Annotated in this window: 20 protein-coding genes and 1 pseudogene; 13 read left to right on the forward strand and 8 right to left on the reverse strand. The window is 38.7% G+C overall.

Features of this window, described 5'->3' with window-relative positions; genetic code table 11:
• The first annotated feature begins 444 nt into the window (after positions 1 to 444).
• From MHH37_RS07860 to MHH37_RS07885, 6 genes and pseudogenes are all read left to right on the forward strand, one after another.
• Positions 445 to 2,148, forward strand: coding sequence for a hypothetical protein (locus tag MHH37_RS07860; protein WP_342575752.1), 1,704 nt, complete (start codon positions 445 to 447; stop codon positions 2,146 to 2,148).
• A gap of 221 nt (positions 2,149 to 2,369) precedes the next feature.
• On the forward strand, positions 2,370 to 2,852 hold the full coding sequence (locus tag MHH37_RS07865) for a DUF2975 domain-containing protein (RefSeq protein WP_342575753.1): 483 nt from the start codon (positions 2,370 to 2,372) through the stop codon (positions 2,850 to 2,852).
• A gap of 11 nt (positions 2,853 to 2,863) precedes the next feature.
• The gene (locus tag MHH37_RS07870) at positions 2,864 to 3,079 is read left to right on the forward strand and encodes a helix-turn-helix transcriptional regulator (protein ID WP_342575754.1); all 216 of its coding nucleotides are present in this window, start codon (positions 2,864 to 2,866) and stop codon (positions 3,077 to 3,079) included.
• Positions 3,080 to 3,111: 32 nt separating this feature from the next.
• Positions 3,112 to 4,356, forward strand: a complete 1,245-nt coding sequence (locus MHH37_RS07875) for a DUF4153 domain-containing protein (protein ID WP_342575755.1) — start codon at positions 3,112 to 3,114, stop codon at positions 4,354 to 4,356.
• A gap of 190 nt (positions 4,357 to 4,546) precedes the next feature.
• Complete coding sequence (locus MHH37_RS07880) at positions 4,547 to 6,100, forward strand: long-chain fatty acid--CoA ligase (protein WP_342575756.1); 1,554 nt, start codon at positions 4,547 to 4,549, stop codon at positions 6,098 to 6,100.
• Positions 6,101 to 6,272: 172 nt separating this feature from the next.
• Positions 6,273 to 6,965 (forward strand): annotated as a pseudogene (locus MHH37_RS07885) (enoyl-CoA hydratase-related protein); the annotation flags it as partial.
• A 131-nt stretch (positions 6,966 to 7,096) separates the two neighbouring features.
• Here MHH37_RS07885 and MHH37_RS07890 read toward each other — a convergent pair.
• Positions 7,097 to 8,911 carry a serine hydrolase domain-containing protein gene (locus tag MHH37_RS07890; RefSeq protein ID WP_342575757.1) on the reverse strand — a complete coding sequence of 605 codons (1,815 nt, stop codon included), beginning with the start codon at positions 8,909 to 8,911 and terminating at the stop codon, positions 7,097 to 7,099.
• Positions 8,912 to 9,096: 185 nt separating this feature from the next.
• On the opposite strand from MHH37_RS07890, the gene MHH37_RS07895 reads away from it, so the two are divergent.
• The 3 genes from MHH37_RS07895 to MHH37_RS07905 all read left to right on the forward strand — a co-directional run bounded on the left by MHH37_RS07895 (position 9,097) and on the right by MHH37_RS07905 (position 13,639).
• Positions 9,097 to 10,074, forward strand: coding sequence for an NADPH:quinone reductase (locus tag MHH37_RS07895; RefSeq protein ID WP_342575758.1), 978 nt, complete (start codon positions 9,097 to 9,099; stop codon positions 10,072 to 10,074).
• 166 nt (positions 10,075 to 10,240) lie between these two features.
• A complete protein-coding gene (locus MHH37_RS07900) occupies positions 10,241 to 12,079 on the forward strand; it encodes a hypothetical protein (RefSeq protein WP_342575759.1) in 1,839 nt (612 codons plus the stop codon).
• A gap of 132 nt (positions 12,080 to 12,211) precedes the next feature.
• The gene (locus tag MHH37_RS07905) at positions 12,212 to 13,639 is read left to right on the forward strand and encodes an aldehyde dehydrogenase family protein (protein WP_342575761.1); all 1,428 of its coding nucleotides are present in this window, start codon (positions 12,212 to 12,214) and stop codon (positions 13,637 to 13,639) included.
• A gap of 273 nt (positions 13,640 to 13,912) precedes the next feature.
• On the opposite strand, the gene MHH37_RS07910 is transcribed toward MHH37_RS07905, so the two are convergent.
• From MHH37_RS07910 to MHH37_RS07940, 7 genes are all read right to left on the reverse strand, one after another.
• Positions 13,913 to 14,803, reverse strand: a complete 891-nt coding sequence (locus MHH37_RS07910; RefSeq protein ID WP_342574813.1) for an IS3 family transposase — start codon at positions 14,801 to 14,803, stop codon at positions 13,913 to 13,915.
• A complete protein-coding gene (locus tag MHH37_RS07915; protein ID WP_014822792.1) occupies positions 14,800 to 15,102 on the reverse strand; it encodes a transposase in 303 nt (100 codons plus the stop codon). The genes MHH37_RS07910 and MHH37_RS07915 overlap by 4 nt, the downstream gene beginning before the upstream one ends.
• Positions 15,103 to 15,618: 516 nt before the next feature.
• Positions 15,619 to 16,974: an LLM class flavin-dependent oxidoreductase gene (locus MHH37_RS07920; protein WP_342575762.1), complete on the reverse strand. Its 1,356-nt coding sequence runs from the start codon at positions 16,972 to 16,974 to the stop codon at positions 15,619 to 15,621.
• 14 nt (positions 16,975 to 16,988) lie between these two features.
• Entirely contained in the window at positions 16,989 to 17,801 is an 813-nt protein-coding gene (locus MHH37_RS07925; RefSeq protein ID WP_014824172.1) for an ABC transporter permease, read from the reverse strand.
• Positions 17,802 to 18,623, reverse strand: coding sequence for an ABC transporter permease (locus MHH37_RS07930; RefSeq protein WP_342575763.1), 822 nt, complete (start codon positions 18,621 to 18,623; stop codon positions 17,802 to 17,804).
• A gap of 18 nt (positions 18,624 to 18,641) precedes the next feature.
• Positions 18,642 to 19,634 carry an aliphatic sulfonate ABC transporter substrate-binding protein gene (locus MHH37_RS07935; RefSeq protein WP_342575764.1) on the reverse strand — a complete coding sequence of 331 codons (993 nt, stop codon included), beginning with the start codon at positions 19,632 to 19,634 and terminating at the stop codon, positions 18,642 to 18,644.
• 15 nt (positions 19,635 to 19,649) lie between these two features.
• Positions 19,650 to 20,423, reverse strand: a complete 774-nt coding sequence (locus MHH37_RS07940) for an ABC transporter ATP-binding protein (RefSeq protein ID WP_008406524.1) — start codon at positions 20,421 to 20,423, stop codon at positions 19,650 to 19,652.
• Between the two features lie 434 nt (positions 20,424 to 20,857).
• On the opposite strand from MHH37_RS07940, the gene MHH37_RS07945 reads away from it, so the two are divergent.
• Genes MHH37_RS07945 through MHH37_RS07960 form a run of 4 tightly spaced genes read left to right on the forward strand, consistent with a single transcriptional unit; the run spans position 20,858 to position 24,217 of the window.
• Complete coding sequence (locus MHH37_RS07945; RefSeq protein WP_008406525.1) at positions 20,858 to 21,997, forward strand: betaine/proline/choline family ABC transporter ATP-binding protein; 1,140 nt, start codon at positions 20,858 to 20,860, stop codon at positions 21,995 to 21,997.
• Complete coding sequence (locus MHH37_RS07950; protein ID WP_008406526.1) at positions 21,994 to 22,641, forward strand: ABC transporter permease; 648 nt, start codon at positions 21,994 to 21,996, stop codon at positions 22,639 to 22,641. The genes MHH37_RS07945 and MHH37_RS07950 overlap by 4 nt, the downstream gene beginning before the upstream one ends.
• Positions 22,638 to 23,537, forward strand: coding sequence for an osmoprotectant ABC transporter substrate-binding protein (locus MHH37_RS07955; RefSeq protein ID WP_342575765.1), 900 nt, complete (start codon positions 22,638 to 22,640; stop codon positions 23,535 to 23,537). Before MHH37_RS07950 ends, MHH37_RS07955 begins: the two co-directional genes overlap by 4 nt.
• Positions 23,534 to 24,217 (forward strand): ABC transporter permease, encoded by a 684-nt coding sequence (locus tag MHH37_RS07960; RefSeq protein ID WP_342575766.1) that lies wholly within the window; start codon positions 23,534 to 23,536, stop codon positions 24,215 to 24,217. Before MHH37_RS07955 ends, MHH37_RS07960 begins: the two co-directional genes overlap by 4 nt.
• The last annotated feature ends 60 nt before the right edge of the window (positions 24,218 to 24,277 follow it).

Consider the following 24,277-nt stretch of genomic DNA (forward strand, 5'->3'; position numbering starts at 1 on the left):
TTGGGGGTTTTCCATATTAATAAGTTTTAGAAACAGTAATAATAGGGAGAAAAATGTCTTTTTTATTTAGACAATTTTTACTGACATGAGATATAAGTAAAATAATTTAACCTAGTTATACAGTAAAGGAAATTACATGAAATAACATACAGAGCAAGTATGAAAGCGTAATCAATCTATTTTAAGAGAACGATTTTGGCTGTATTTTTTATTTCGTATGTTGCAAAATTCGAAAAATTCGTAATGGAGGCATCAGCTCTTTTAATCTGAGTTAAACAATATTGTAATATAATTTTGGTATATTCTTAACAGGCAGTAGATGGTGCTGCCAAAAAAATTGAGGAATCATTTTACTCGGTTCAATCAGAGGTGAAACGATCAATACCGGGAGTAATGAAAAATCCATCCTATCAGTACAAAATACGAATTAGGAGCGATCAAGTAATGAATAAAAAACAAATGGACTCTAAAACAGCGAATAAAAATTTTTCTAAGAAAGTAGCGCCACTAGTGATGTCAACATCATTTATAGCTGCATCATTTTTAGCGGCTGGTGCACCTATTTCTGCAGCAGAGCTAGATGCAAAGGATGTTAATCCGGAAATTATTGAACACGCAAAAAATCATGGACAGAAAGTGTCTGAATTTGCAAAGAGCCTGCCAGGTTCTCCTGAAAAAGGGAAGCTTGTTAGCCAAGTAGCCCAACAAAAAACCGAAACTACGGATGAATTAGATAATATAGATGAAACAACAGATGAGGTTGTTGAAGATGGTGTAGCAGAAGTGCCAGAAACACCGGCGACTGAAGAGGATCAAGTAGAAGAAGGTGTAAATGAGGAACCAGCACCAGAGTCTGATGATGACCCAGTAGAAGAGGGTGAAACTGAAGTGGCCCAAGCAGAAGAAGGTGCAGCTGAGGAACCGGCAGCACCAGTAACTGAAGAAGATCAAGCAGAAGAAGGTGTAACTGAAGAACCGACAGCACCAGTAACTGAAGAGGACCAAGCAGAAGAAGGTGCAACTGAAGAACCGACAGCACCTGTAACTGAAGAGGATCAAGCAGAAGAAGAGGTAACTGAGGAACCGGCAGCACCTGTAACTGAAGAAGATCAAGCAGAAGAAGGTGCAACTGAAGAACCGGCAGCACCTGTAACTGAAGAAGATCAAGCAGAAGAAGAGGTAACTGAGGAACCGGCAGCACCTGTAACTGAAGAAGATCAAGCAGAAGAAGATGCAACTGAAGAACCGGCAGCACCTGTAACTGAAGAAGATCAAGCAGAAGAAGGTGCAACTGAAGAACCGGCAGCACCTGTAACTGAAGAAGACCAAGCAGAAGAAGGTGAAACTGAAGAACCGACAGCACCTGTAACTGAAGAAGATCAAGCAGAAGAAGGTGAAACTGAAGAACCGACAGCACCTGTAACTGAAGAAGATCAAGCAGAAGAAGGTGAAACTGAAGAACCGGCAACACCGGTAACTGAAGAAGATCAAGCAGAAGAAGAGGTAACTGAGGAACCGGCAGCACCGGTAACTGAAGAGGACCAAGCAGAAGAAGGTGAAACGGAAGAGCCGGAAACACCGGTAACTGAAGAGAACCAGGAAGAAGATGGAACATTAGAAGGTGACTTTACTTCATGGATAGAAGGATCTTATCAGTTTATCGATAATAGCTATCAAAGCCTAATTAACTACTATCAAACTCATATTGAACAATATTTAAGTAATATTGATTCTGAACAATCTAATGAAGAACCTGAAAATGTTCCAGTAATTGATGAAACAACTGAGGCTGATACTGATGTTGTTGAAACGGTTCCAACAGATGTAGAGGAAGATACTGCACAAAATCTTCCGGTTAATGATACAGCTCTACCAACTGAAACTGAAGAAAACCTGGAAACTCCAGTAGTTGTAGAAAATGAAGAGCTACCTTCTACTGTAGAAACTCCAGAGCAGGTAACTGAAGAAGGGGATAACACTGTTTCAGAACCAGTACAAGAACCCGTACCAACAGAAACGGAAGAAATTAGTGTAGATCCTGAAAAGGAACAAAATCAAGCTGATAAAATCGCATTAAAAGATAAAGTGGTTGGTTATTATCAAGATCTTGTAGCATCATTCTCTAACTTTTTAAGCTTCCTAAAATAAGAGAGACAAAGTGAAAATAATTAAATAACAGCTAGTAAAAGCTTGGAAAGCCTTAATTAATAAGGTTTTTCCAAGCTTTTTATTTGTTAGGAAAGCAATTTATTTAAAGTGGAACACTAATGTGCAATAAATAAATAACGAAATTTGATATAAATTTATTGATTATCGATAAATAATGTATTAAGATCAAAAGTGAAAATATATAAGTGAGGTGCGTTTTTATGGAAAAAGTAACTACGTTGTTTTTAAAAGTTGCTGTTATTTTTTTAGGAATTCCAGTTTTGGCGCTGTGTATCTTTTTAGTTCCTGAGCTGGCAAATATTGCAGCTGAATTGCTTCCGGATTTTGCTTTCGTAAAGTATTTTGTTTACATTACTTTCGATGCTTCGGCGATTCCTTTTTTCTTTGCTTTGTATCAGGCTTTCCAACTTTTACGCTATATCGATAATAATAAAGCGTTCTCCGATTTAGCTGTGAAACCTCTAATGAAAATAAAATACTGTGCGATAACAATCAGTGTTTTGCATGTGCTAGTTTTACCGCTTTTTTATGTCTTTGCGGAATTGGACGACGCACCGGGAGTTATCTTTGTAGGATTGATTGTTCCTTTTGCTTCATTGGTAATTGCAGTCTTTGCAGCTGTTCTTCAAAAACTTTTACAAGAAGCAATTAATTTTAAATCTGAAAACGATTTAACGGTCTGAGGTGAATAGCAATGGCAATTATAATCAATATTGATGTGATGTTAGCAAAAAGGAAAATGAGCGTAACAGAACTTTCGGAAAAGGTGGGGATCACGATGGCGAACCTTTCTATATTAAAAAATGGGAAGGCAAAAGCAATCCGGTTAACAACTTTAGAAGCCATTTGTAAGGCGTTAGAATGCCAGCCTGGTGATATTTTAGAGTACAAAAGTGATGAAAACAGTTAACTATTACAGCGAAAATAAAGGGAGGGAATTCAATGGAGAGTAGTAATTTGGTTATTGAAAATAGTACTAAACCCGATGTACTCGAGAGAATGTATAGAAAAGACCCGAACGCTTTTACCAAGTCATTCAAACAAGCATGGGAACAAAATCCTGATTCTCCAATTCTGAGTGTTTGGTATGAAAGACTGAATTTCAGCGAAATGGAAAAGAAGTCGTCGATGCTTGAAAATGGATTTATTTTCATGGGCATACTAGCGATTATGGCAGGGGTAAGTACGAGAATCATATTCCATTTTATCGAACAGGAAACAATTGCTCCCATTAATTTGGCATTTGGTATTATTCCCTTTATTGCCGCCTATTTTGTTTACAAGCATACTCCTAAAAGAAGTATTATTTATTCTTTAATAGCCTTATTTCTAGTTTCGGGAGTATATTTGAATTTGCTGCCCTTAGATCTCAACAATGATAGCATTATTTTAGCTTATTTACATTTCCCCATATTCTTATGGGTATTGTTAGGGCTTGCATATACAGGAAATGATTATTTACAAAGCAGTACAAGATTAGCATATATTAAATTTAATATAGAATATGGTATTCTCTATGCCAGCATGGCAGTAAGTGGGATGGTTCTTGCATTATTAACGATGCGCTTGTTTAGCTTTATTGGCTTGGATATCGGGGACTTCTATTTTAGTAATGTCGTGTTATTTGGTGCAGCGGCACTTGCAATAGTAGGTGTGCACCTCGTTTCAATGAATCTAAAGCTTGCTAAAAATGTTACACCATTTATAGCGAAAATTTTTAGCCCTTTAGTTTTAATCACTTTGCTCGTATATCTCGTAACAGTCATATCAGTCGGAAAAAATCCGTTTTTGGATCGCGACTTTCTGATTGCCTTCAACGGAATACTACTTGGCGTCCTTGCTGTTACAATATTCTCCATTACCGAGAAAGAACCGGACGGTAAAAAGAGCATCTTTGACTATGTCAATATGGCATTAATCGTTGTTGCGCTCATCATTGACAGTGTTGCATTATCAGCGATCATGTTCAGGCTTACTTCTTATGGTATTACCCCTAATAGGCTCGCCGTTTTAGGTGTAAATATACTGATCTGTGCAAATCTGCTATGGATTATGATTTCCTATATGCGTTTTCTACAAAACAAATCCGGACCGATTGCTATCCAAAATGCCGTGACGAAATATTTGCCGGTATACGGAATATGGGCAGTTCTCGTTATATTTACTTTTCCGGTGATTTTTAATTAGTCATATAGAATTACAAGCAAAATATAAACGACCTCTGCTTTTTTGAGCAAGGGTCGTTTTATTTTTCTATGGAATTTACAAATAGAGTGGACATTCTATAAAGAGAATAGTCATTCTAAAAATATCAGCGATTGAATATTTATTAATAATAACAACTTAATAATAAATTTTAGAAAGAAAGGTGATGGAGATGGAACAAAAAGTATTATCGATGTCCCAACAACTGTTGATAGGGGAAGCGCTTAAATATGCTGCACATAATATTCCTGAAAGGGATGCGTTTATTTATGGAGATCGTCGAATAACCTATCGGGAACTTTTGACGCGTTCGATTCATTTAGCGGGATGGCTTCAAGCGCAAGGGATTGGTGTAAATGATAAAGTTGGATGTTTGCTGAAAAATGGACTGCCCTTTGTCGAGCTATATTTTGGTGTCTCTTTATGTGGTGGCGTTTTTGTCCCGCTCAATTTCCGTTTAGTTTCTAAGGAGATTGAATATATCGTTAACCAATCCGATGTAACTATCTTATTTATTGAAGAAGAATTTATCGAAAGCATTCGCTCTATTAACTTGCCTCAAGTTAAACTCATTGTCCCAATTAAATGCGGGGATTCCGAACTTCAAACAAATATGATTTCATATGAAGCAATATATAGTACACCTGCTGACTACGAGGAAGTAAATTTCACTGACGAACATGCACATGCAATTATTTATACATCAGGAACAACAGGTAAACCAAAGGGCGCAGTGTTAACCCATAAAAATTATTATATGAATGCGATGAATAAACTCTATCATTCTCCACCTAGAAAGGGAGCAAAGCAACTGATTATTCCTCCTCTTTTCCATGTTGCAGCTCTATCCTCTCTTTTACAAAATTGTCTAATAGAAGGCACAATTATTTTGCATCGTGAGTTCCAGCCGGATATTGTTCTAAAAACGATTCAGGATGAAAAAATTGAAACAATGTTTATGGTTCCTGCGATGTGGAATTTTCTGTTTCAAGTGCCAAACTTATTAGAATATGATTTAAGTTCGATGACAAACTGCGCTTTAGGAGGAGCAATCTGTCCAATTGAAATAAAGAAGAAGATTTTGCAAGTATTTAAAAATGCAAGTATTTTAGAAGCATTTGGGCAGACAGAAATGAGTCCCTCCACATCATATTTAGCGGGTGAAGATGCACTAAGGAAGACTGAATCAGTTGGAAAACCTTCTATAAATGTAAGAGTAAGAATCGTGGACGAAGAAATGAATGATGTGCCTGTTGGAGAAGTGGGAGAAATTGTGTATCAGGGACCCACTACAATGAAGGAATATTATAAAAATAAGGAGGCCACAAAAGAAGCATTTAAAGGGGGATGGTTTCATAGCGGCGATTTAGTTCGAATGGATGAAGAAGGATTCATTTATGTAGTAGACCGGAAAAAGGATATGATTATTAGTGGCGGTGAAAACATTTATCCGAAAGAATTGGAAGATGTTTTATATGCTCATCCGGATATTTTGGAAGCTGCCGTAGTGGGTATTCCCGATCCTCAATGGGGTGAGGCTGTCAAAGCATTTATTGTCTTAAAGCCTGGTAAACAGATGACTGAGGAACAGGTAATTCAATATTGTCAAAATAGCATTGCCTCGTATAAAAAACGCCGGGCAATTGAATTTATGGAATCTTTGCCTAGAAATGCAACAGGAAAGGTACTTAAAACGGTTTTACGTAAGGGAGCTTACCAATTATAAATACAAGAATGTACAGAATCTAGGTTTTAATTTTCGGAATAGTCATAATTTTCCGGGAAATAATGAAGGAGGCAGAAGCGGCTTGTATAACAAAAGGATACAAGTGACAATTGCAGAAAATGGTGTTTGTACCGTTAAATTAAATCGCCCTCAAGTGTGAAATGCGCTAGACCTTCCAATGCGGGAAGAATTAAGAGATTTCTTTACTGAAGTTAAAAACAATGATGATGTGAAAGTGATTGTTTTAACAGGTGAAGGAAATACGTTTTCTGCGGGCGGGGATTTAAGTGCGTCAAAAGATGTTGATGGGACAACCGGACGGAAGAGACTGCAATCGGGACATGAGATGATTTCTTCCATTGTAAATCTTGAGAAACCTGTTATCGCTGCAGTAAACGGAGCGGCAGCTGGAGCAGGGGTAAGTCTGGCATTAGCTTGCGATATGATCATTGCAAATCAATCTGCTGTATTCATTCAAAGCTTTTCAAAAGTTGGGTTAATTCCTGATTTAGGTGCAATCTACTTTTTACCTAGACTCATTGGAAGACATCGGGCACTTGAAATGATGTTTTTGGGAGACAAAGTATCAAGCGAGCAGGCTTTAAAACTTGGGATTGTTAATCGAGTAGTTGGAAACGAGTCGTTGACAAATGAAGTTTACAAATTAGCGGAACAGCTTACAGAAGGTCCACAAATGGCTCTAGGATTAATGAAGAAATTAGTAAATAGAAGTGTTCTTGATGATCTGTCCCAATCTATGGAGCTAGAAGGATTTGCACAAGCAATGTGTTTTGAGTCGGCAAATTTTAAAGAGGGTGTCGAAGCCTTCTTTGAAAAACGAAAACCTGTTTTTAATAAATCATAGATCGAAAAAATTGATTTCATGAAGAATGTACCGGGTGCATTGACAATCCTAATTTTTTTCTGCACCAGGTACATAATGAAATAGAATAATTATGAAAGCTTGAAACGCAAGTGCAAATGCAAAAGGATTAATTAATAATAGAGCTCCCAGCAAAGAATGAGTACGACGAGCAATAGTGCTGACATATATGAACATACATAGCGAATTTTTATACCACCTGCAGGCTTTATTTTTCTCCAGTTTAAAAATAGCGTTACTAGACAAATGGCTACGAAGGCGATATATGCGAAATTCAGCCAAAAATGAATTTTTAAGGCTGAGTAAGAAACATAATTCAAAGTTCTATAAGCTAAAATTATGATATTTATAAAAGGTATAATATTCGTGGAAAGTAAAAGCAATTCCCATTTATCTATAACTGTCCCTCTGACTGCTTTTTTTCGATTGATGATTTTTTTGATAAACAAAATCACTAAAACTATGAGCGTATACAAACCACTAAAAGCTGCAGCTATGATACTAAAAATATTAATGATTTTCATATTTTGAGAGACAGGCAAAAAATCACTTGTCGGCATTGAAATCTTTTCCACGCTACCACCATTCAGCGTAACATGAAAATATATACGGTAATCATCTAAAGATCTATAAAGATAAGGCGCGATTTGTTCAATTTCCATCCCAAAAGCATTCACTCTGTTTGTTTCTGTCGCTTCAAAATGACCAATACTAAGGGCGCTGTACAGTTTAGTGAAACCTTTATAAGGTTGCCTTGCCATAAAGTAACTTCCATCAAGCTCATGCGCATTTGGCATTGTTTGCTTGCCAACATCAGCAGAATACTCCCCGTACACAAGGGTTGGCAAACCGTAACTCAGTCCTGCTTCACCCGCCTGATTAGTAAAAACAATTACGCCCAAATTTTTATCTTTTGAAAAGGTAAAATTGCTCGAAAAACTATCTGTATTTCCCGCATGTTCAAACACTTCAACTGTATATAGCCCTTTCCAAAAACCATGTGCATTACGTGGTACGCCATCGTCATAAACATCACTTGTCGTCAGCATTTCATCTAATGTACGATTATTGTGAAACAACGGGCTGTTCTCGCCGTCTGCCGGCATAAGAGCCAACATGAATTTAGCTGCATCCTCGATTGTACCGATTGCACTTCCGGCGGGATATAAACCGATAAAGATTCGTTCATTTTTAGAAATAGTAAATTCATCGTCGCTGCTCACAATATATCCATAAATGTCATCTCTTTTTATTTTTACATTTTCGTTATCTTCCTGTGTCGGATGAATCGTTGTGTCCTTCATACCTAAAACAGAAAATATATGTTCGTTCACATAATCATAAAAGGGCTGTTCTGTAAGCTGTTCCACAATAAAGCCTGCGAGTGCTACACCATAGTTTGAATAGGCAACTACACTTCCTGGTTCGTGCACTTGATAAGGCTCAGTAATATGAAGCATTTCTTCCAAAGGCTTTATTTCGTTTGCTGACATATAGAATAGATCTGTAAATTTTTCTTCCCAGCCAGCATTATGGTGCATAAGGTTCAACATTGTAATCGGGGCATCATGCCGTATTTTTGTCAAAAATCCTTCCGGTAAATACGTACGAATATCTTCATCTAATTTCAATTTCCCTTGCTCTACAAGCTGCATCACACTGGTCCACACAAGAAGCTTCGTAACGGAACCCCATTCAAATACAGTATCAGTTGAGACTTTCACCTGATTTTCAACATCAGCAAAGCCATACGACGTATTCAAGAAAATTTCTCCGTCCTTTATAATCAGTACATTGGCTCCAGCTGTAGAAGTCCCGATGTATTTCGAAGCATATTCATTCACACGGTCCTTTAGCTCGTTATAAGCAATCCCTGAAGGTGTAGACATAAGTTCTTTTGCAGAAACAACTGGTACAAAACTTAGCACCAGTACAACTACCAATAAAATTATTTTTCTTATTATTTCTCTCCTCCTCTTATATCAATACATACTAAACAATTGAAATATTACAATTTTAAAGAAATTACATATGTTTTTAAGCGAAGTTATCTCTATACAAATGATAATTTTTCTAATATTCTTAATACAATATAGATAATGGGGTGAAGTTAGTGAAAACGATACGAATCAATCAATTTGGTACTTCAGAAAATTTAGTTGTAGAGCAGGCCGAATTGCATACGCCAGCTGAAAATGAAGTACTGATAAACCTTTATGCAGCAGGTGTGAATCCAAGTGATGTTTATACTTCTACAGGTACATATGCGATAAAACCGAATCTTCCGTATACGCCAGGCCTAGACGGTGCTGGGATTGTGAAAAAGATCGGCGAGCACGTGACAAACGTAAAAGTAGGGGACCGAGTATTTATCGCGAGCTTGCCGAATGGTAAGGCGACGGGTACATTAGCACAACAGATTGTTTGTGAAGGCCGCTTTGTTCATCCGATTCCACAGCATATTTCGTTTGAACAAGGAGCAGCATTAGGAGTTCCGGCATTGACTGCATACAGAGCAGTAGTTGAAAGAGCAAACGTGCAGTCAGGGCAAACGGTTTTCATTCACGGAGCTAGTGGCGCTGTAGGTTTACAGGCTGTTCAAATCGCAAAAGCTTTAGGTGCAAAAGTGATTGGAACAGCAAGCCGTGATTCCGGGAAACAGCTTGTAAAAGAAGCCGGCGCGGATGTCGTGCTGGATCATATTAAAGAAGAAACAATGAATGCAGTTTTGGAAGCCAATGACGGCAAAGGCCCAGATGTTATTATTGAATTTCTGGCTAACGAAAATCTGCAGACCGATTTGCAGATAATTGCTAAGCACGGCGTAATCGTTATTGTCGGAAACCGTGGAGAAATCGAGATTAATCCTCGTCTAATTATGCAAAAAGAATGTGATGTACGGGGCATGGTGCTATTTAATGTGTCGGCAGAAGAACATCAGGAACTGATTCATGGTGTGGCAAAGCTTCTTGAATCAGAACAGCTCAAACCTGTTGTTGGTTACAGTTATCCGTTAGAACAGGCTGGCAAGGCATTTGATGCCGTAATCAAGGGTGAACATAACGGGAAAGTAGTTGTAAAAACTCAATAATGGATTTTTGGACTAGTAAATATACTAGTCCTTTTTTTATCTAACAATACTCATAAATAATTTGAATACTTATGTTACTATTTTGTTAGTTTACAACTATTTAACAAAAAGTTATCAAAGATTGTTATGATAGTTGTATAGAACGAGAGGAAAAGGTAGCAAACAAATGGGATTTAAAGAAGAATTTAAGCGGGAAATGCGCAATGTCAAAAGCGATGTTGCGAAAGAAGTGGAAAAGCATTGGGTCCTCGATTTTGAAGGTCATCAAATAGAAGTAATGAATGGCATGATGGAAGAAATATTAAAAGTAGATGGACAAATTATTGCAAAGAATGTACGGAAATCAATCTGGTCGCATATTGTACCATATTCAACGCTGAAAGGAACATTCCAATCAAACAGCGGTAAAACACATAAAGTATATGTGAAAATAGGCGGTTTTGTTAAATTGAATGTAACAGTAAAAGTGGATGGAAAACAGCTGATGCATGAGGCTTTGAAACTTCATTTTTTACCTTGGACAAATAAGGAGTACATTGTTCCTTTTTTAGAAGAACAATTTCAACAGCACCAGCAGCTTATAACAAAAGATTTGCCGGATGACGAGTTTTTATATGATGAACACCATCCGAAATTTGCACCGGGGTTTGCAGACCAGCTTCATCAGGAAGCCGTAACGCCATTTTATACGAAAAAGCTGATAAAGTTATTTTTGGAACAGGCCGCGAATCCAAACGACCAGACACGGAAAGCAACTTACGAAAAAATTAAAGATGAAAAGGTTATCAGCTACTTCCATGAATTTCTGGAACTGTTTTATGAAGCGGAAAAGGATGAAAATCGTGTGAAAGAAGAGGCAATTTGGCTTCTGGAACATGCGGCACATCGTGAAGTCGTTAAATTTGCACTGCTTGTTCTGGGTACTGTGAAATGTGAAGAGTATAAGGAACGCTTGAAAGTAATTGCATTGCATGAAGAATTCACCGGCGTTGCGTTATATGCATTGACTAATGGTACAACAAACAGTAATGAGACGGTGTGGTATATTGCGAAAAATGTTTCGGACTGGGGTAAACTCGAAGCATTGAATTTCCTGGATGCTTCAAATGAAGAAATTCGCCAGTGGATATTACTGGAAGGTCTAAAAAATACCGTACCGGGAAATGCCTCAGCATTAATGTGTGCTGAAAAAGGTAAACTTGATATTGAACTGCATGAAAAAATTATTTCCGGGAAAATATTTGACGGTGCAGGGGCGATAATATTAGCTCTACTATATGAAGGGGCGTACCAAAGATTGGACGAGTATGAATACGCGGGTCAAGTACTGATGCGCTATACGCACCATGCGAAAACACATTGCCGTACCTTCAACCAGTTTTACATTTTGACACAAATTCATGAATACTTGCAATATGATGAGGAAACATGGGAAGACCGCTTTTCTTCTAACTGGAAACCGCATGAAAAGCGCGCGGTTGAAGAAAATATTGAAGAAATTTCCCGGAATCCTATATGGTTGCCGCAAGCGATGGAAATTCTGCAAAATGACCAAGACGATGAAGATGAGGCGTTAGCAGTAGCCCAATTTTATAAAGCGGATATTACGGACAGCGTATTCCAAAAATTGAAGAATAATCCGGAAAACGTACAATATTATTATTCATTATTTGCTGTAAAAGATCCGAAAATTATCGAACGGCTAATAGGAATTACGGAGTCATTTGGAGATTTCAATGAACTGACGAACGATCAGAAAGTTGTTGTTTTATCTCTTATTGAAGAATTGGATCAGTATAATGGTGTTGGTCTGAATTTCATTGGGCAAGCGCTAAAAACTACTGACGACCATCTGCAGTACATGGCGATTCTGACATTGCACTCATTCGATCGTGCGTATTGGCGAGGTACGGAAATCGAACAGCTTGTTGGACGTTATGCAAAAGAATCCAAAGATGCGGATGTGAAAGAAATCGCTAAGCAATTGCTTTCAATAAATGAATAGATAACGCTTTTTAAAAATTCGAAGTGCTATTACAGGCTTCGAATTTTTTGTGTTCTAAGGTGAATTTCAAATGTTTACAGACAAGCACAAAGGGAATATTTTTTATAAGTCGATTTATAAAGGAGTTTGATTATGCTAAATCATACAAAACAGTACATCAATGGGGAATGGGTTAATTCTACTGGAACAGATACTATTGAAGTTATTAATCCGGCGACAGAAGAAGTAGTTGGGAAGATTAGCAGTGGAACTGAAGAAGATGTGAATCGAGCGGTCCAAGCAGCAAAGGAGGCGTTCCCTGCATTTTCTAAAATGTCAGTGAACGATCGTATAAAGCTTTTAGAGGCAATTGCTGAGGAATATGAAAAACGTAAAGACGATTTAGTAAATATAATGACCGCTGAACTAGGTGCGCCTATTACAAAGTCGGAGGAAATCCACTATAAGATGGGGCTTTCACACTTTAAACAGGCGGCAGAACAGTTAAAAACCTTTAAGTTTACGGAAGAACGAGAGAAATCCTATATTCAAAAAGAACCGATTGGTGTAGCAGGTCTGATCACACCGTGGAATTTCCCTACAAATCAGATTTCCACTAAGCTTGCCAGTGCATTGGCAGCAGGTTGTACGATGGTTGTGAAACCTGCTTCCCAAACACCATTTGCAGCAGTAATTCTGGCGGAAATTTTGGATAAAGCCGGTGTTCCAAAAGGCGTATTTAATCTTGTCAATGGTTCGGGTTCAACAGTAGGTGAGGCAATCAGTTCTCATCCGGATGTGGATATTGTATCGTTTACAGGATCTGGAGAAGTAGGCAGCGGTTTAATGAAAAATGCTGCAGAAGGTATTAAAAATATCTCCTTGGAACTTGGAGGCAAATCGCCTTTCGTTATTTTAGAAGATGCGGATGTAAAAGAAGCAGCAAAAACAGCATTGGCTCAAATTGCTATGAATACAGGGCAAGTATGTTCCGCTGCTACACGCATGATTGTACCGGAAGAAATGCATGATAAGTTCATAGAGGCAATGAAAGAATTAGTAACAGAATTCCCAGTTGGGGATCCAAAGGACAAAAACACATTTATGGGTCCGCAAGTTTCAAAAGACCAATGGGAAACAGTTCAGTCCTATATTAAAAAAGGTGAAGAAGAAGGCGCAAAAATTGTAATCGGCGGCCCTGGCAGACCTGATGGAATTGATAAAGGATTCTTCTCCCAAATAACCGTTTTCACAAATGTGAAAAATGATATGACAATTGCACAAGAGGAAATTTTTGGTCCGGTTATGTCGGTTATCACTTATAAAGATTTAGACGAAGCAATTGATATTGCCAACGATACGATTTATGGTCTTGCCGGTTATGTATTCGGAAATGATAAAGAAGAACTGAAGAAAGTCGCTTTATCAATCCGAGCGGGACAAATCCGGATTAATAATAGTGAAACGGATCGATCGGCACCATTTGGCGGATTCAAACATTCTGGTATTGGCCGTGAATGGGGCGATTATGGAATCGAGGAATTTCTTGAGCCAAAAGCGATTATGGGAATGCCGTTATAATCGTGAAGCTGTCCAAGTATCAGTGACTTGGGCAGCTTTTTTTGTGCTTTTGGATAAACGCTAGGATTTTATTAGAACAGTTGAAGAGTTTATTAGAAGAAGTGTATCGGTTATTTGAAAATCTCAGTGGGATATTAGAAAAGTTGGTCTTCCGTCAATATTTCGGACAAACGTTAAGAGACTTTTTTTTGCTACCGCCCTTCGGTTGCTCTGCTTTTCATCCCTCCATGCCCAGACCTGGGCATGGAGGGATGAAAACCCTGTAAGAGAACTTTATGAGGCATTTTGACAAACGGGCTCCTGTTGATTTCTCTCAAATTGGTTTGGTGATAAATAACCGATTGTTGAATGGCGTCGTCGTTCATTGTAAAAGTTTACGATATATGACTCCACGCTCTTTCTTGCTTCTATTTTGGATTCGAAACGGTGACGATAGATCCATTCTTTTTTGATTGTGGCGTGGAAAGATTCAATACACGCATTGTCATAGGGATTTCCTTTACGACTCATGCTAATTTTAATCCCATGTTCTTTTAAAGTTCTTGTATAGCTTGTGGCACAATATTGTGCGCCTCGATCTGAATGATGAACTAATCCTTTTTCGGGTTTTCGAACTGCTAAAGCATGCTTCAAGGCTTGATCTACTAATGTTTCTTCCATATGATCTGCGATGGCCCAGCCGACGATTTTACGAGAATATAAATCCATGATTGACGCAAGATACACCCACCCCTCCAGTGTTCGGATATAAGTTATATCTGCGACCCATACTTTATTTTTATCTTTTACTTGAAATTGACGTTTGACTAGATTCGGATAAATAAATTGATGGTGATTGGAATCCGTTGTTCGTTGAACAGTTTTCGGGATTATGGCACTTAACCCAAGGTTTCGCATCATATTCGCAATTTTCTTTTGCGAACAGACATAACCTAAACTCGCTAAGTCTTGCGCAATTCGAGGGCTACCGTATGTACCAAAACTCCTCGCATACGATCGATGAATCTGATGGGCAATTTCTGTATCACGTACTTCTTTTTCCGATAAGGACTGTATCTGTTTTTTACGCCAATCATAATAACCGCTTTTTGAAACCATCAATACTTTACACATCATCGCAATGCCAAAGTCGTTTTTATGCTTTTCAATGAATGCATAAATCACTCGGGGTTTTTCGCGAAGATGTGCATAGCCTTTTTTAGAATTTCATTCTCTTCTTCCAAATCCCGTAACTTCTTATCAAACGCTGCCTGCAACTTATCTACTTCGCTAGAAGTAAAGTAACGTGTGACATCCTGATTTTTCGATTCACGATAATCTTTAATCCATTTATGGATAGTTGAAGACCCAATTTCAAACTTAAATGCCAGATCTGAAACTTTTGCGCCATCTTCTAAAACAGACTTTAAAATGTATTCTTTTGTTTGTGCGTCTAATCGCTTACGAGTTTGTTTTTCTTTCATCGGTTCCACGTCCTTTTTTAGATATCTTAATCTTAAAGTGTCTCTTAAGACGTGTCCATTTTTTATACTAACCTCAAAGTTGCCACTCTTATTAGAAGAAACATGAAATATATTAGAACTTCGGGATTTTATTAGAACATATAAAAAAATATTAGCAGATTTAAGAGTTTATTAGAAAAGCGGTACCCGACACCCCCGAAAAGAATCAACTAATATTCAAGTTATCCACAAGTAACTGAAAATTTAGAAAATTATTGCGCGGGCAATATCTGCTCGTTTCCCTTGTCCCTACAATGATTACCTCGATTTCCTTTGTTTAATTTCAAACGTAAAGTAGGTTTTTTCTGAAATTTTAACTTAATTACTATGCCCATATTTGTTTCCCTAATGCCTGAGTTTAATAAAAAAATCCCCCGGAGAGAATGAACTCACAGGAGATTGCTAAGAAAATTTTTATAGAAATTAATTAATTATCATGAGAATAGGGAAATTTTTTTTGAAAATTCATAGTTAGCATTAAATTTGTAAACTCACCTGTTCTTTATTCTTTTTAAAATGGTTTCTCTCCGGCCGGACCAAACCTAGATGCTCGCGCAGCGTATCACCTTCGTACTCTTTGCGGAAAAGACCGCGTTTTTGCAGCTCGGGAATTACTAAATCCACAAAAGTGGTTAGGTGGTCCGGAAGAACAGGTGGCATAATATTAAACCCATCGCAAGCATATTCATTAAACCAAAGCTCCAGTAAATCTGCCAGCTGTGCAGGTGTGCCGATAAATTCCAGATGGCCTCGCGCTCCGTGCATTTTACGGCCAAGTTGGGCAATGGAAAGATTCGCTTCACGTGCGGAGTCTATAAATAACTGGATGCGGCTCTTCATCGCATTTGATTGTGCAGCTAAGTCCGGCAACTCAGGAAGGGGACCAGTTGCCGGATAGTCGGATAAATCAATACCTAAAAAAGCGGAAACGGTTTTCAAAGCTTCATCATCCGAAATTAATTGATTGAGCTCTTCATATTTTGCCCAAGCAGCTTCTTCTGTTTCGGCAATAATTGGTGAAATACCAGGCATGATCTTGATGCTGCGTGGATGACGGTTTTCTTCAGCCAATTTCGAATGGAGCTTCTTATAAAATGCTTTTGAATTTTCCAGTGATTGACTTGCAGTAAAGACCACTTCACCGGTTTTTGCCGCGAAGGCAATACCGGCTTCCGAACCGCCTGCTACAACGAGTACCGGATAGCCTTGCGGTGGACGGGGTACATTTAAAGGGCCACGCGATGCATACCATTCGCCTTTATAATTAATTTCCTTTACGGAACCTGGCTTTATAAATTTACGATTTTCCTTGTCATTAATGAGCGCATTGTCATCCCAGCTATCCCATAGATTACGTGCTAGGTCTACATATTCTTCAGCCATCTTGTAGCGTAGCCCGTGCTCAGGATGCTTTTCTTTACCAAAATTCTGTGCTTCGGTGTCATGCTGTGATGTTACAATATTCCATGCAGCCCGCCCGTGACTAATATGGTCTAGTGTTGCATAGCGTCTTGCTAAATGAAACGGTTCGTTGTATGTTGTAGAACTAGTTGCTGTTAGTCCTAATTTTTTTGTATGAACGGCTATTGCTGATAATAGGGTAACAGGATCAAGCATACCGGATGCCGTCTGCTCAGCACCTGAAACGTGTAGGTAATCCGCCAGAAACATCATATCGAATTTACCGCGTTCGGCAGTTTTTGCGACTTCTATGAAGTAATCGATATCAAAAGGGTTGTGGCCTGATCCGGATGGATGCCGCCAACTTTCACTATGATGACCACTGTAATAAATAAATGCACCTAAACTTAATTTTCCTTCTCTTTTACTCATATTAAAATTCCCCCTTAACCTTTGTATGTGTCACGCCATTTTAAGGCGCGTTTTTCAATTGAACCGACGAGCGAATCCGTGAATTTGCCAAGAATAATAAATAAAATGAGCCCGACAAACACAATATCTGTTTGCGAATAAGCACGGGCATCCTGAATCATATAGCCAATTCCAGCACTTGCGCCCATCATTTCGCTGACAACGAGCACAAGCCAAGACGTTCCCATTGCCAGACGAAGACCAAGTAAAAGGTTGGGCATTGCTGAAGGAAAAATAAGCTTTGTTAATTTTTCCTTAAAAGAATATTGTAAAATACCGGTCACTTCATAAAGTTTTTGGTCAACAAGACGAATGCCAAGAAAAATATTGACGTAAACCGGGAAAAATGCGCCAAGTGCGATCATCAGCACTTTGCCAAACTCACCAACGCCAAACCATAGGATAAAAAGCGGTATGAGCGATAATAGCGGCACAGTCCGTAACATTTGAAGGGACGGGTCTATCAATTGCTGTGCAATTTTACTGAAGCCGGTCGCAATACCTAAAATGATCGCGGTAAGGGCACCTAACAAAAAGCCGAAAATTACACGCTGCCCACTAGCAAGAAAATGAACAGGCAATTCCCCATTGGCCAATAAAATCCAAAATGTCGATGCAATTTTAAGTGGTGTCGGTAAAATATGTTCTTCTACGAGACCAAATGTACCTGCCAATTGCCAAAGCACTAAGATTGAAACAGGAAAATAAAGCGGATAAATGATGTGCTGAACTTTCTGCAATGGCCATCTACGTTTTACTTCCAGCGTTTCCTTTGAGACTAGTGTCATTTATTTCCCTCCTTCAAAAGTGCTCTGCCAGTTTAATAATTTTTTCTCCACTGTGAGCACAAGAAAATCCGAGAACTTTCCGAGTAATGCAAAGATGATAATTCCTACAAATACTGTCGTTATAATGGACATAGAACGCGCATCATTTATTAAGAATCCAATTCCCTCTGTTGAGCCCATCATTTCAGCGACTACCAACCCTAGCCATGAAACCCCAACAGACAGGCGTAGTCCTAGTAAAATATGGGGAAGCGCGGACGGGATAATCAGTTTTAAAACAAGCTGCATGTTATTAAACTGCAAAACTCGTGCTACTTCGAATAACTTGCTGTCTGCTGAACGAATTCCTAAAAATGTATTAATATACAGAGGGAAAAAAGCGCCTTTTGCAATTAACAATAGTTTCGATGTTTCCCCAAACCCGAACCATAAGATGAATAGTGGGGCAATTGCTAGATGGGGAAGCATGCGAATCATTTGAATTGTTGGGTCAAATGCACGTTGGCTTTTATAGGAAAATCCAATAATCAGGCCCAGCACCAAACCGAGAGACCCGCCAATAGCCAGACCTGTCAGTGCACGTATAACCGATACTTGCAAATGTCCGAGCAAATGCTGTTGCTGCAGTAAAAAAATGAATTCATTCCAAATAGCTGAAGGGGCAGGGAGTAGAAGGGGATTTAAATATCCACTTCGGCCAGCCCATTCCCAAAGAAACAGTAAACTTACAGGAAGCAGCGCACCCAGTAGTAGCTGCCTGCTCTTTGCTGAAAATGCGATCTTTTTCCTGTCTTTGGGTAGAGTTTTATTAAGTGTGACCATGACAACGCCTCCTCAAAATTATTTAACGGCTTCCTTATAAAAGCGATTGTCGAATACTTCGGAAACATCGATTTTTTGACGAATTGTCCCCTGTTTATATTGAAAATCTGCCGTTTTTTGGTGTTCCTGAATAATTGCATCCTCTACTAAAATATTTATGCTTTTTGAGCGTTGTCTTGTTTGCTCCATTAACGCAACTGGTAGATTACGTTCTTTCGCATAACGCTCCACGGCTTCGGTTTCGTTTGCAGTTTCCCATGCCAAAAGCTCATTTAATGTTTTTAAATACGTCACAACAAGTTCGGGGTGTTCTTCAGTAAATTTTGACCGTGCAATCGTATATGAAGGGGAGAGAAGACCGACTGATTCTCCGTCTGCAATAATTGTTCCTTTTTCAGACAGCGTATTAATTGTTAAGTAAGGCTCCCAAATCGCCCAGGCATCGACACCCCCTGAATCGAAGGCAGCCTGTGCTTCATCGGGATTTAAGTTGATCAGTTCTACTTCATCTGGATTGATGTTTAATTTATCAAAGCTTCGCAAAATAAAATCATAGGCATTTGTTCCTTTACCGACAGCTATTTTTTTTCCTTTCAGCTCTTCCAAAGTAGTAATGCCGCTGGATGACTGGACAATAACACCTACATTTTTCTTGCCTTCCAATGTTTGAGAAATTATCTTAAAAGGGATATTGGCAGCTTGTGCTGTAATGACAGGCATGTTGCCAAGTCCTGCAATATCCAATTTGTTCGAGGCAATTGCTTCAGTCATCGGAGGGCCGCTTTGGAATTCCACCCATTCCACCATTGCCCCATGTGATTCAAAAGCCTCTTCAAATAATCGATCTTCCTTAGCTTTACCGAACAAGCCGCCACTCCCTTGGATCCCGATTCGAACGACTAGATCATTACTATTTGAGGATGCTTTGGAGGATTTTGTTTCCTCACTTGCACACGCTGCCAATAGGAAAGTTAAAGCTAATAATAAAAATGTGTATAACTGGTTTCTCATATAATTTCGCTCCTTTTATATACCTGCACCAACTGTGTAGGACTCATCTTCAACTCTTTCAAATTCATTCAGTACTTTGCGACGCATTTCCTGGAAAGACAGCGAAGACCGTTTTCTCGGGAATGTAAGTTCAATAGGCAACACCGCTTTAATATGTCCCGGTCGCGGATTCATAATGACAACCCGTTGTCCAAGGAAAACAGCTTCATCCAAATCATGTGTTACAAAAATCATCGTTGTTTTGTTTTTCGTCCAAATATCGAGCAATACTTCCTGCATATGCGAACGTGTGAAAGCATCAAGCGCACCAAATGGTTCATCCAGCAGCAACACCTTTGGATTTCTTAACAGTGCACGTGCAATGGACACACGCTGTGCCATGCCGCCTGAAAGCTGTTTCGGATAGGCAGTTTCAAATCCTTCTAGTTTCACAAGCTGGATCAGTTCATCTACCTTTTTACGAACAGAAGGATTTTTAAGGGACTGATCACCGGCGATATTTTTCTCGACCGTTAGCCATGGAAATAGGCGCGGCTCCTGAAAAATAAATCCTTTCTCCAGACTGGGTCCTTTAATAGGATGTCTGTCCAGTTCAACTATGCCTTCATAAGTCGTATCTAGACCTGCGATTATTTTAAGCAAGGTACTTTTGCCACATCCGCTTGGTCCAATAACTGTTATGAATTCACCTTGCTCAATTTGCAGATTCACATCTTTTAATGCAATTACTTCTTCGGTTTGCGTTGAGAAAATTTTGTTTAACGATTGAATAGTTAACGCATGTTCCATCAATATTTTCCTCCTTGTCAATAAAAAAGAGGCACATAATTGGCGTATAAATACCCCATTATGTGCCTCTAGTTATCTAGTCAGCTTCAATACCTAGTAAACTTATATACATAATAAATAATGTTAGCTTCATTGTCAAACAATTTCGAAAATAATTCTTTTATCCATTGGATAAAAGAATTTAAATACTTATTTTTCTAATAAATGCAATTAATTTATATAATATCTGTTTTTTCATAATGCTTTTAATGTTTTCAAGCAAATTATTTTCAATTAATAAACAGTCCCATTATTACAATTAAATAAATAATAATGCAATATTGAAAAAATAATGTCATTCTTGTTACGTTTTTTGAAATAAAGGGTAAGGAATAGAAGTATTCCTCAAATAAACTGAGAAATACAACAATACATAAGAAGAAGGAATGAGCTGTATGTTACATATCGAAAACTTACGGAAGGTATACCGTGGCGGGAAAGTGGCCGTTGATAACTTAACACTTGATATTAAAAAAGGAGAGTTTATCGCATTTATTGGTACAAGCGGGAGTGGTAAAACGACAGCCCTTCGTATGCTAAATCGCATGGTAGAGCCTACAAGCGGAATGATTTCAATAAATGGAAAAGAAATCACGAAGCTGAATCCAGTCACTCTTAGGAGAAGTATCGGCTATGTCATTCAACAAATTGGTTTAATGCCGCATATGACAATCCGTGAAAATATTACGCTTGTCCCGCGGCTACTTCAATGGTCGAAAGAAAAACGCGATGAAACGGCCAAATACCTTTTATCGTTAGTCAATTTACCGGAAGCGTATTTAGACTATTATCCATCCCAGCTTTCGGGCGGGCAGCAGCAGCGTATCGGTGTAATTCGTGCTCTTGCAGCTGAACAGGACATTATCCTAATGGACGAGCCGTTCGGTGCACTTGATCCGATTACCCGCGATACATTACAAGATTTAATTAAAGAGCTTCAAAAGACGCTTGATAAAACGATTATTTTTGTTACGCATGATATGGATGAGGCGATTAAGCTTGCTGATCGCATCGCTATCATGCATGAAGGGAAACTTGTGCAGTTTGATACCCCTGACAATATTTTAGCGAGTCCGGCCAATGACTTTGTAAAAGAATTCATCGGTTCGCATCGTTTAATCCAGCAAAAACCAAATATAAAAACGGTGGACGAAGTAATGATTAAACCAGTTTCAATTACCGTTGAACGCAGCTTGGATGAGGCAATCCGCTTAATGGTTAAATCACGCGTGGATACGTTGTTTGTTACAGATGGACAAAATCGATTACTCGGTTTTTTAACAGTCGAAAGTTTAACAGGGAATGCGCGCACGAAAAAAAGTGTTTCAGAAGTTTATAATCGGGATGTCATTTTCATGAAGACGGGTTCCAAACTTCAGGATACGGTTCGTCGTATTTTAAATCTTAATTTGAACAATATTCCGGTTGTTGATGATCAGCAACATCTTATGGGTCTCATTACTCGAGCGAACATCGTAGATATTGTTTACGATACGATTTGGGGAGAAGAGGAACAGGAGCTGATGGATGTATGATGAGCTTTTTCACGGAAAATAGTGCCGATATTTTACTTAAAACATGGGAGCACTTCTACATATCTTTTAGCGCTCTATTATTAGGAGTGATCATTGCCGTTCCTTTAGGCATAATGTTGTCGAAAACGAAGACAGTCGCAAAAATCGTTCTAACAGTTACAAGTGTCCTGCAAACAGTACCGTCCCTTGCTCTGTTAGCGATTATGATTCCTTTTTTAGGTGTCGGCAAAGTGCCGGCAATTTTTGCGTTATGCATCTATTCTTTACTGCCAATATTAAACAATACGTTTATTGGGATGCGATCTGTTAATCAAAATATTAAAGCGGCAGGTACAGCAATGGGCATGACCCCGTTGCAATCGATGCGAATGGTTGAATTACCGCTTGCCATGCCAATTATTATGTCGGGCATCCGATTATCTGCAGTATATGTTATTTCATGGGCAACATTGGCATCATATATTGGTGCTGGCGGATTAGGAGATTTTATTTTTAATGGACTAAATTTATATAAAACAGAGCTCATTGTAGGAGGGGCATTATTAGTAACTGCCTTAGCCCTGCTCGTGGACTTTTTGTTAAGCCGTTTTGAACGCTTCATGATTCCAAAAGGGCTTCGTATGCAAGGAGGTCGAACATCATGAAAAAATTGTTAGTAATATTACTGGTTGCAACTTTACTAAGCGCTTGTAGCAATGAAGCGAATGATAAAATCCGTATTGGATCAGCTGTAACAACCGAGAGTCAGATTATCGCTTATATTGTGAAAGGAATGCTTGAATATTACACCGACGAAGAAGTGGAACTAATAAATAATTTAGGGTCATCCGTTGTACTTCATCAGGCGATGCTGAATGGCGATGCAAATCTTTCAGCTGTGCGCTATACCGGGACGGATTTAACAGGGACGCTAAACCAAGATCCGATAAGCGATCCGCAAAAAGCTTTGGCAGCGGTTCAACGATTATTCCAGGATGAGTTTCAAATGACGTTTTTCGATTCATACGGTTTTAATAATACGTATGCTTTTATGGTGACACAGGAAACAGCCAAAAAATATGGATTAGAGACGATCAGTGATTTGAAGGACATAGCTCCTGATTTACAAGTGGGTGTTGATACATCATGGATGAATCGTGAAGGTGATGGTTATGAAGGCTTCGTAGAAACTTACGGGTTTGATTTCGGCCGAGTTTTCCCGATGCAAATCGGGCTTGTTTATAATGCTGTTTCACAAAACGAAGTAGATGTTGTGCTGGGCTATACAACCGATGGACGTATCGCTTCTTATGATTTAGTCGTTTTAGAAGATGATCTGCAATTTTTCCCACCGTATGATGCGTCCCCATTTGCAGACACGGAACTTCTGGAGAAAAAGCCGGAAGTGAAACAGGCACTTCAGCGACTGGTCGGAAAAATTTCTACAGAAGAAATGCAACGGCTAAATTTTCTGGCTGACAATAACTTAATTGAACCGGCCGTTGTTGCTGAGGAATTTTTAAAAGAAAATGAATACTTTTCAGGAGATGATACACCATGACGGATATGACACAGCTATCGGTAGTTGAACAATTTTTCTTTTATATGAGGGAAAATGGTTCTTATGTATTTTCACAATTTTTTGCCCATTTTCAGTTATCTGTGTATGGTGTTTTACTCGCTTCTATTGTAGGTATACCAATAGGGATTTGGATCTCGAAATTTCCGAAGTTTTCAGGTCCTGTCATTACACTCGCCAATATTATTCAAACGATCCCAGCGCTCGCATTAATGGCAATGATTATGCTCGTTTTAGGTCTTGGAAAAACGACGGTTATTGTGACCGTATTCTTTTATTCTCTTTTGCCGATTGTTAAAAATACATTTGTCGGTATTCGGAATATTGATCGTAGCTTAACTGATGCAGGGCGCGGTATGGGAATGACCAAGCTACAAATTCTGTATATGGTGGAGCTGCCTTTAAGCCTCTCTGTTATTATAACTGGTATTCGCATTGCCCTTGTCGTGGCAATCGGTATTGTCGCTATTGGTGCGTTTATTGGAGCTGGCGGTCTTGGTGATATAATCATTCGCGGAACAAATGCTACGAGTGGTACTGCTATTATTTTAGCGGGAGCACTTCCAACCGCATTAATGGCAATTTTGGCAGATGTACTACTGTTATGGCTGGAGAAACGACTTGATCCAACAAAACGAAAAAAATTAAAAGTCGCAGCTTAGAATAATAAAAATTTTTAAAAACTCCTATTTTTCAAAATAGGGGTTTTTTATTCTTTTGGG

The sequence above is a fragment of the Solibacillus sp. FSL K6-1781 genome, from assembly GCF_038630735.1.
Taxonomy (GTDB): domain Bacteria; phylum Bacillota; class Bacilli; order Bacillales_A; family Planococcaceae; genus Solibacillus; species Solibacillus silvestris.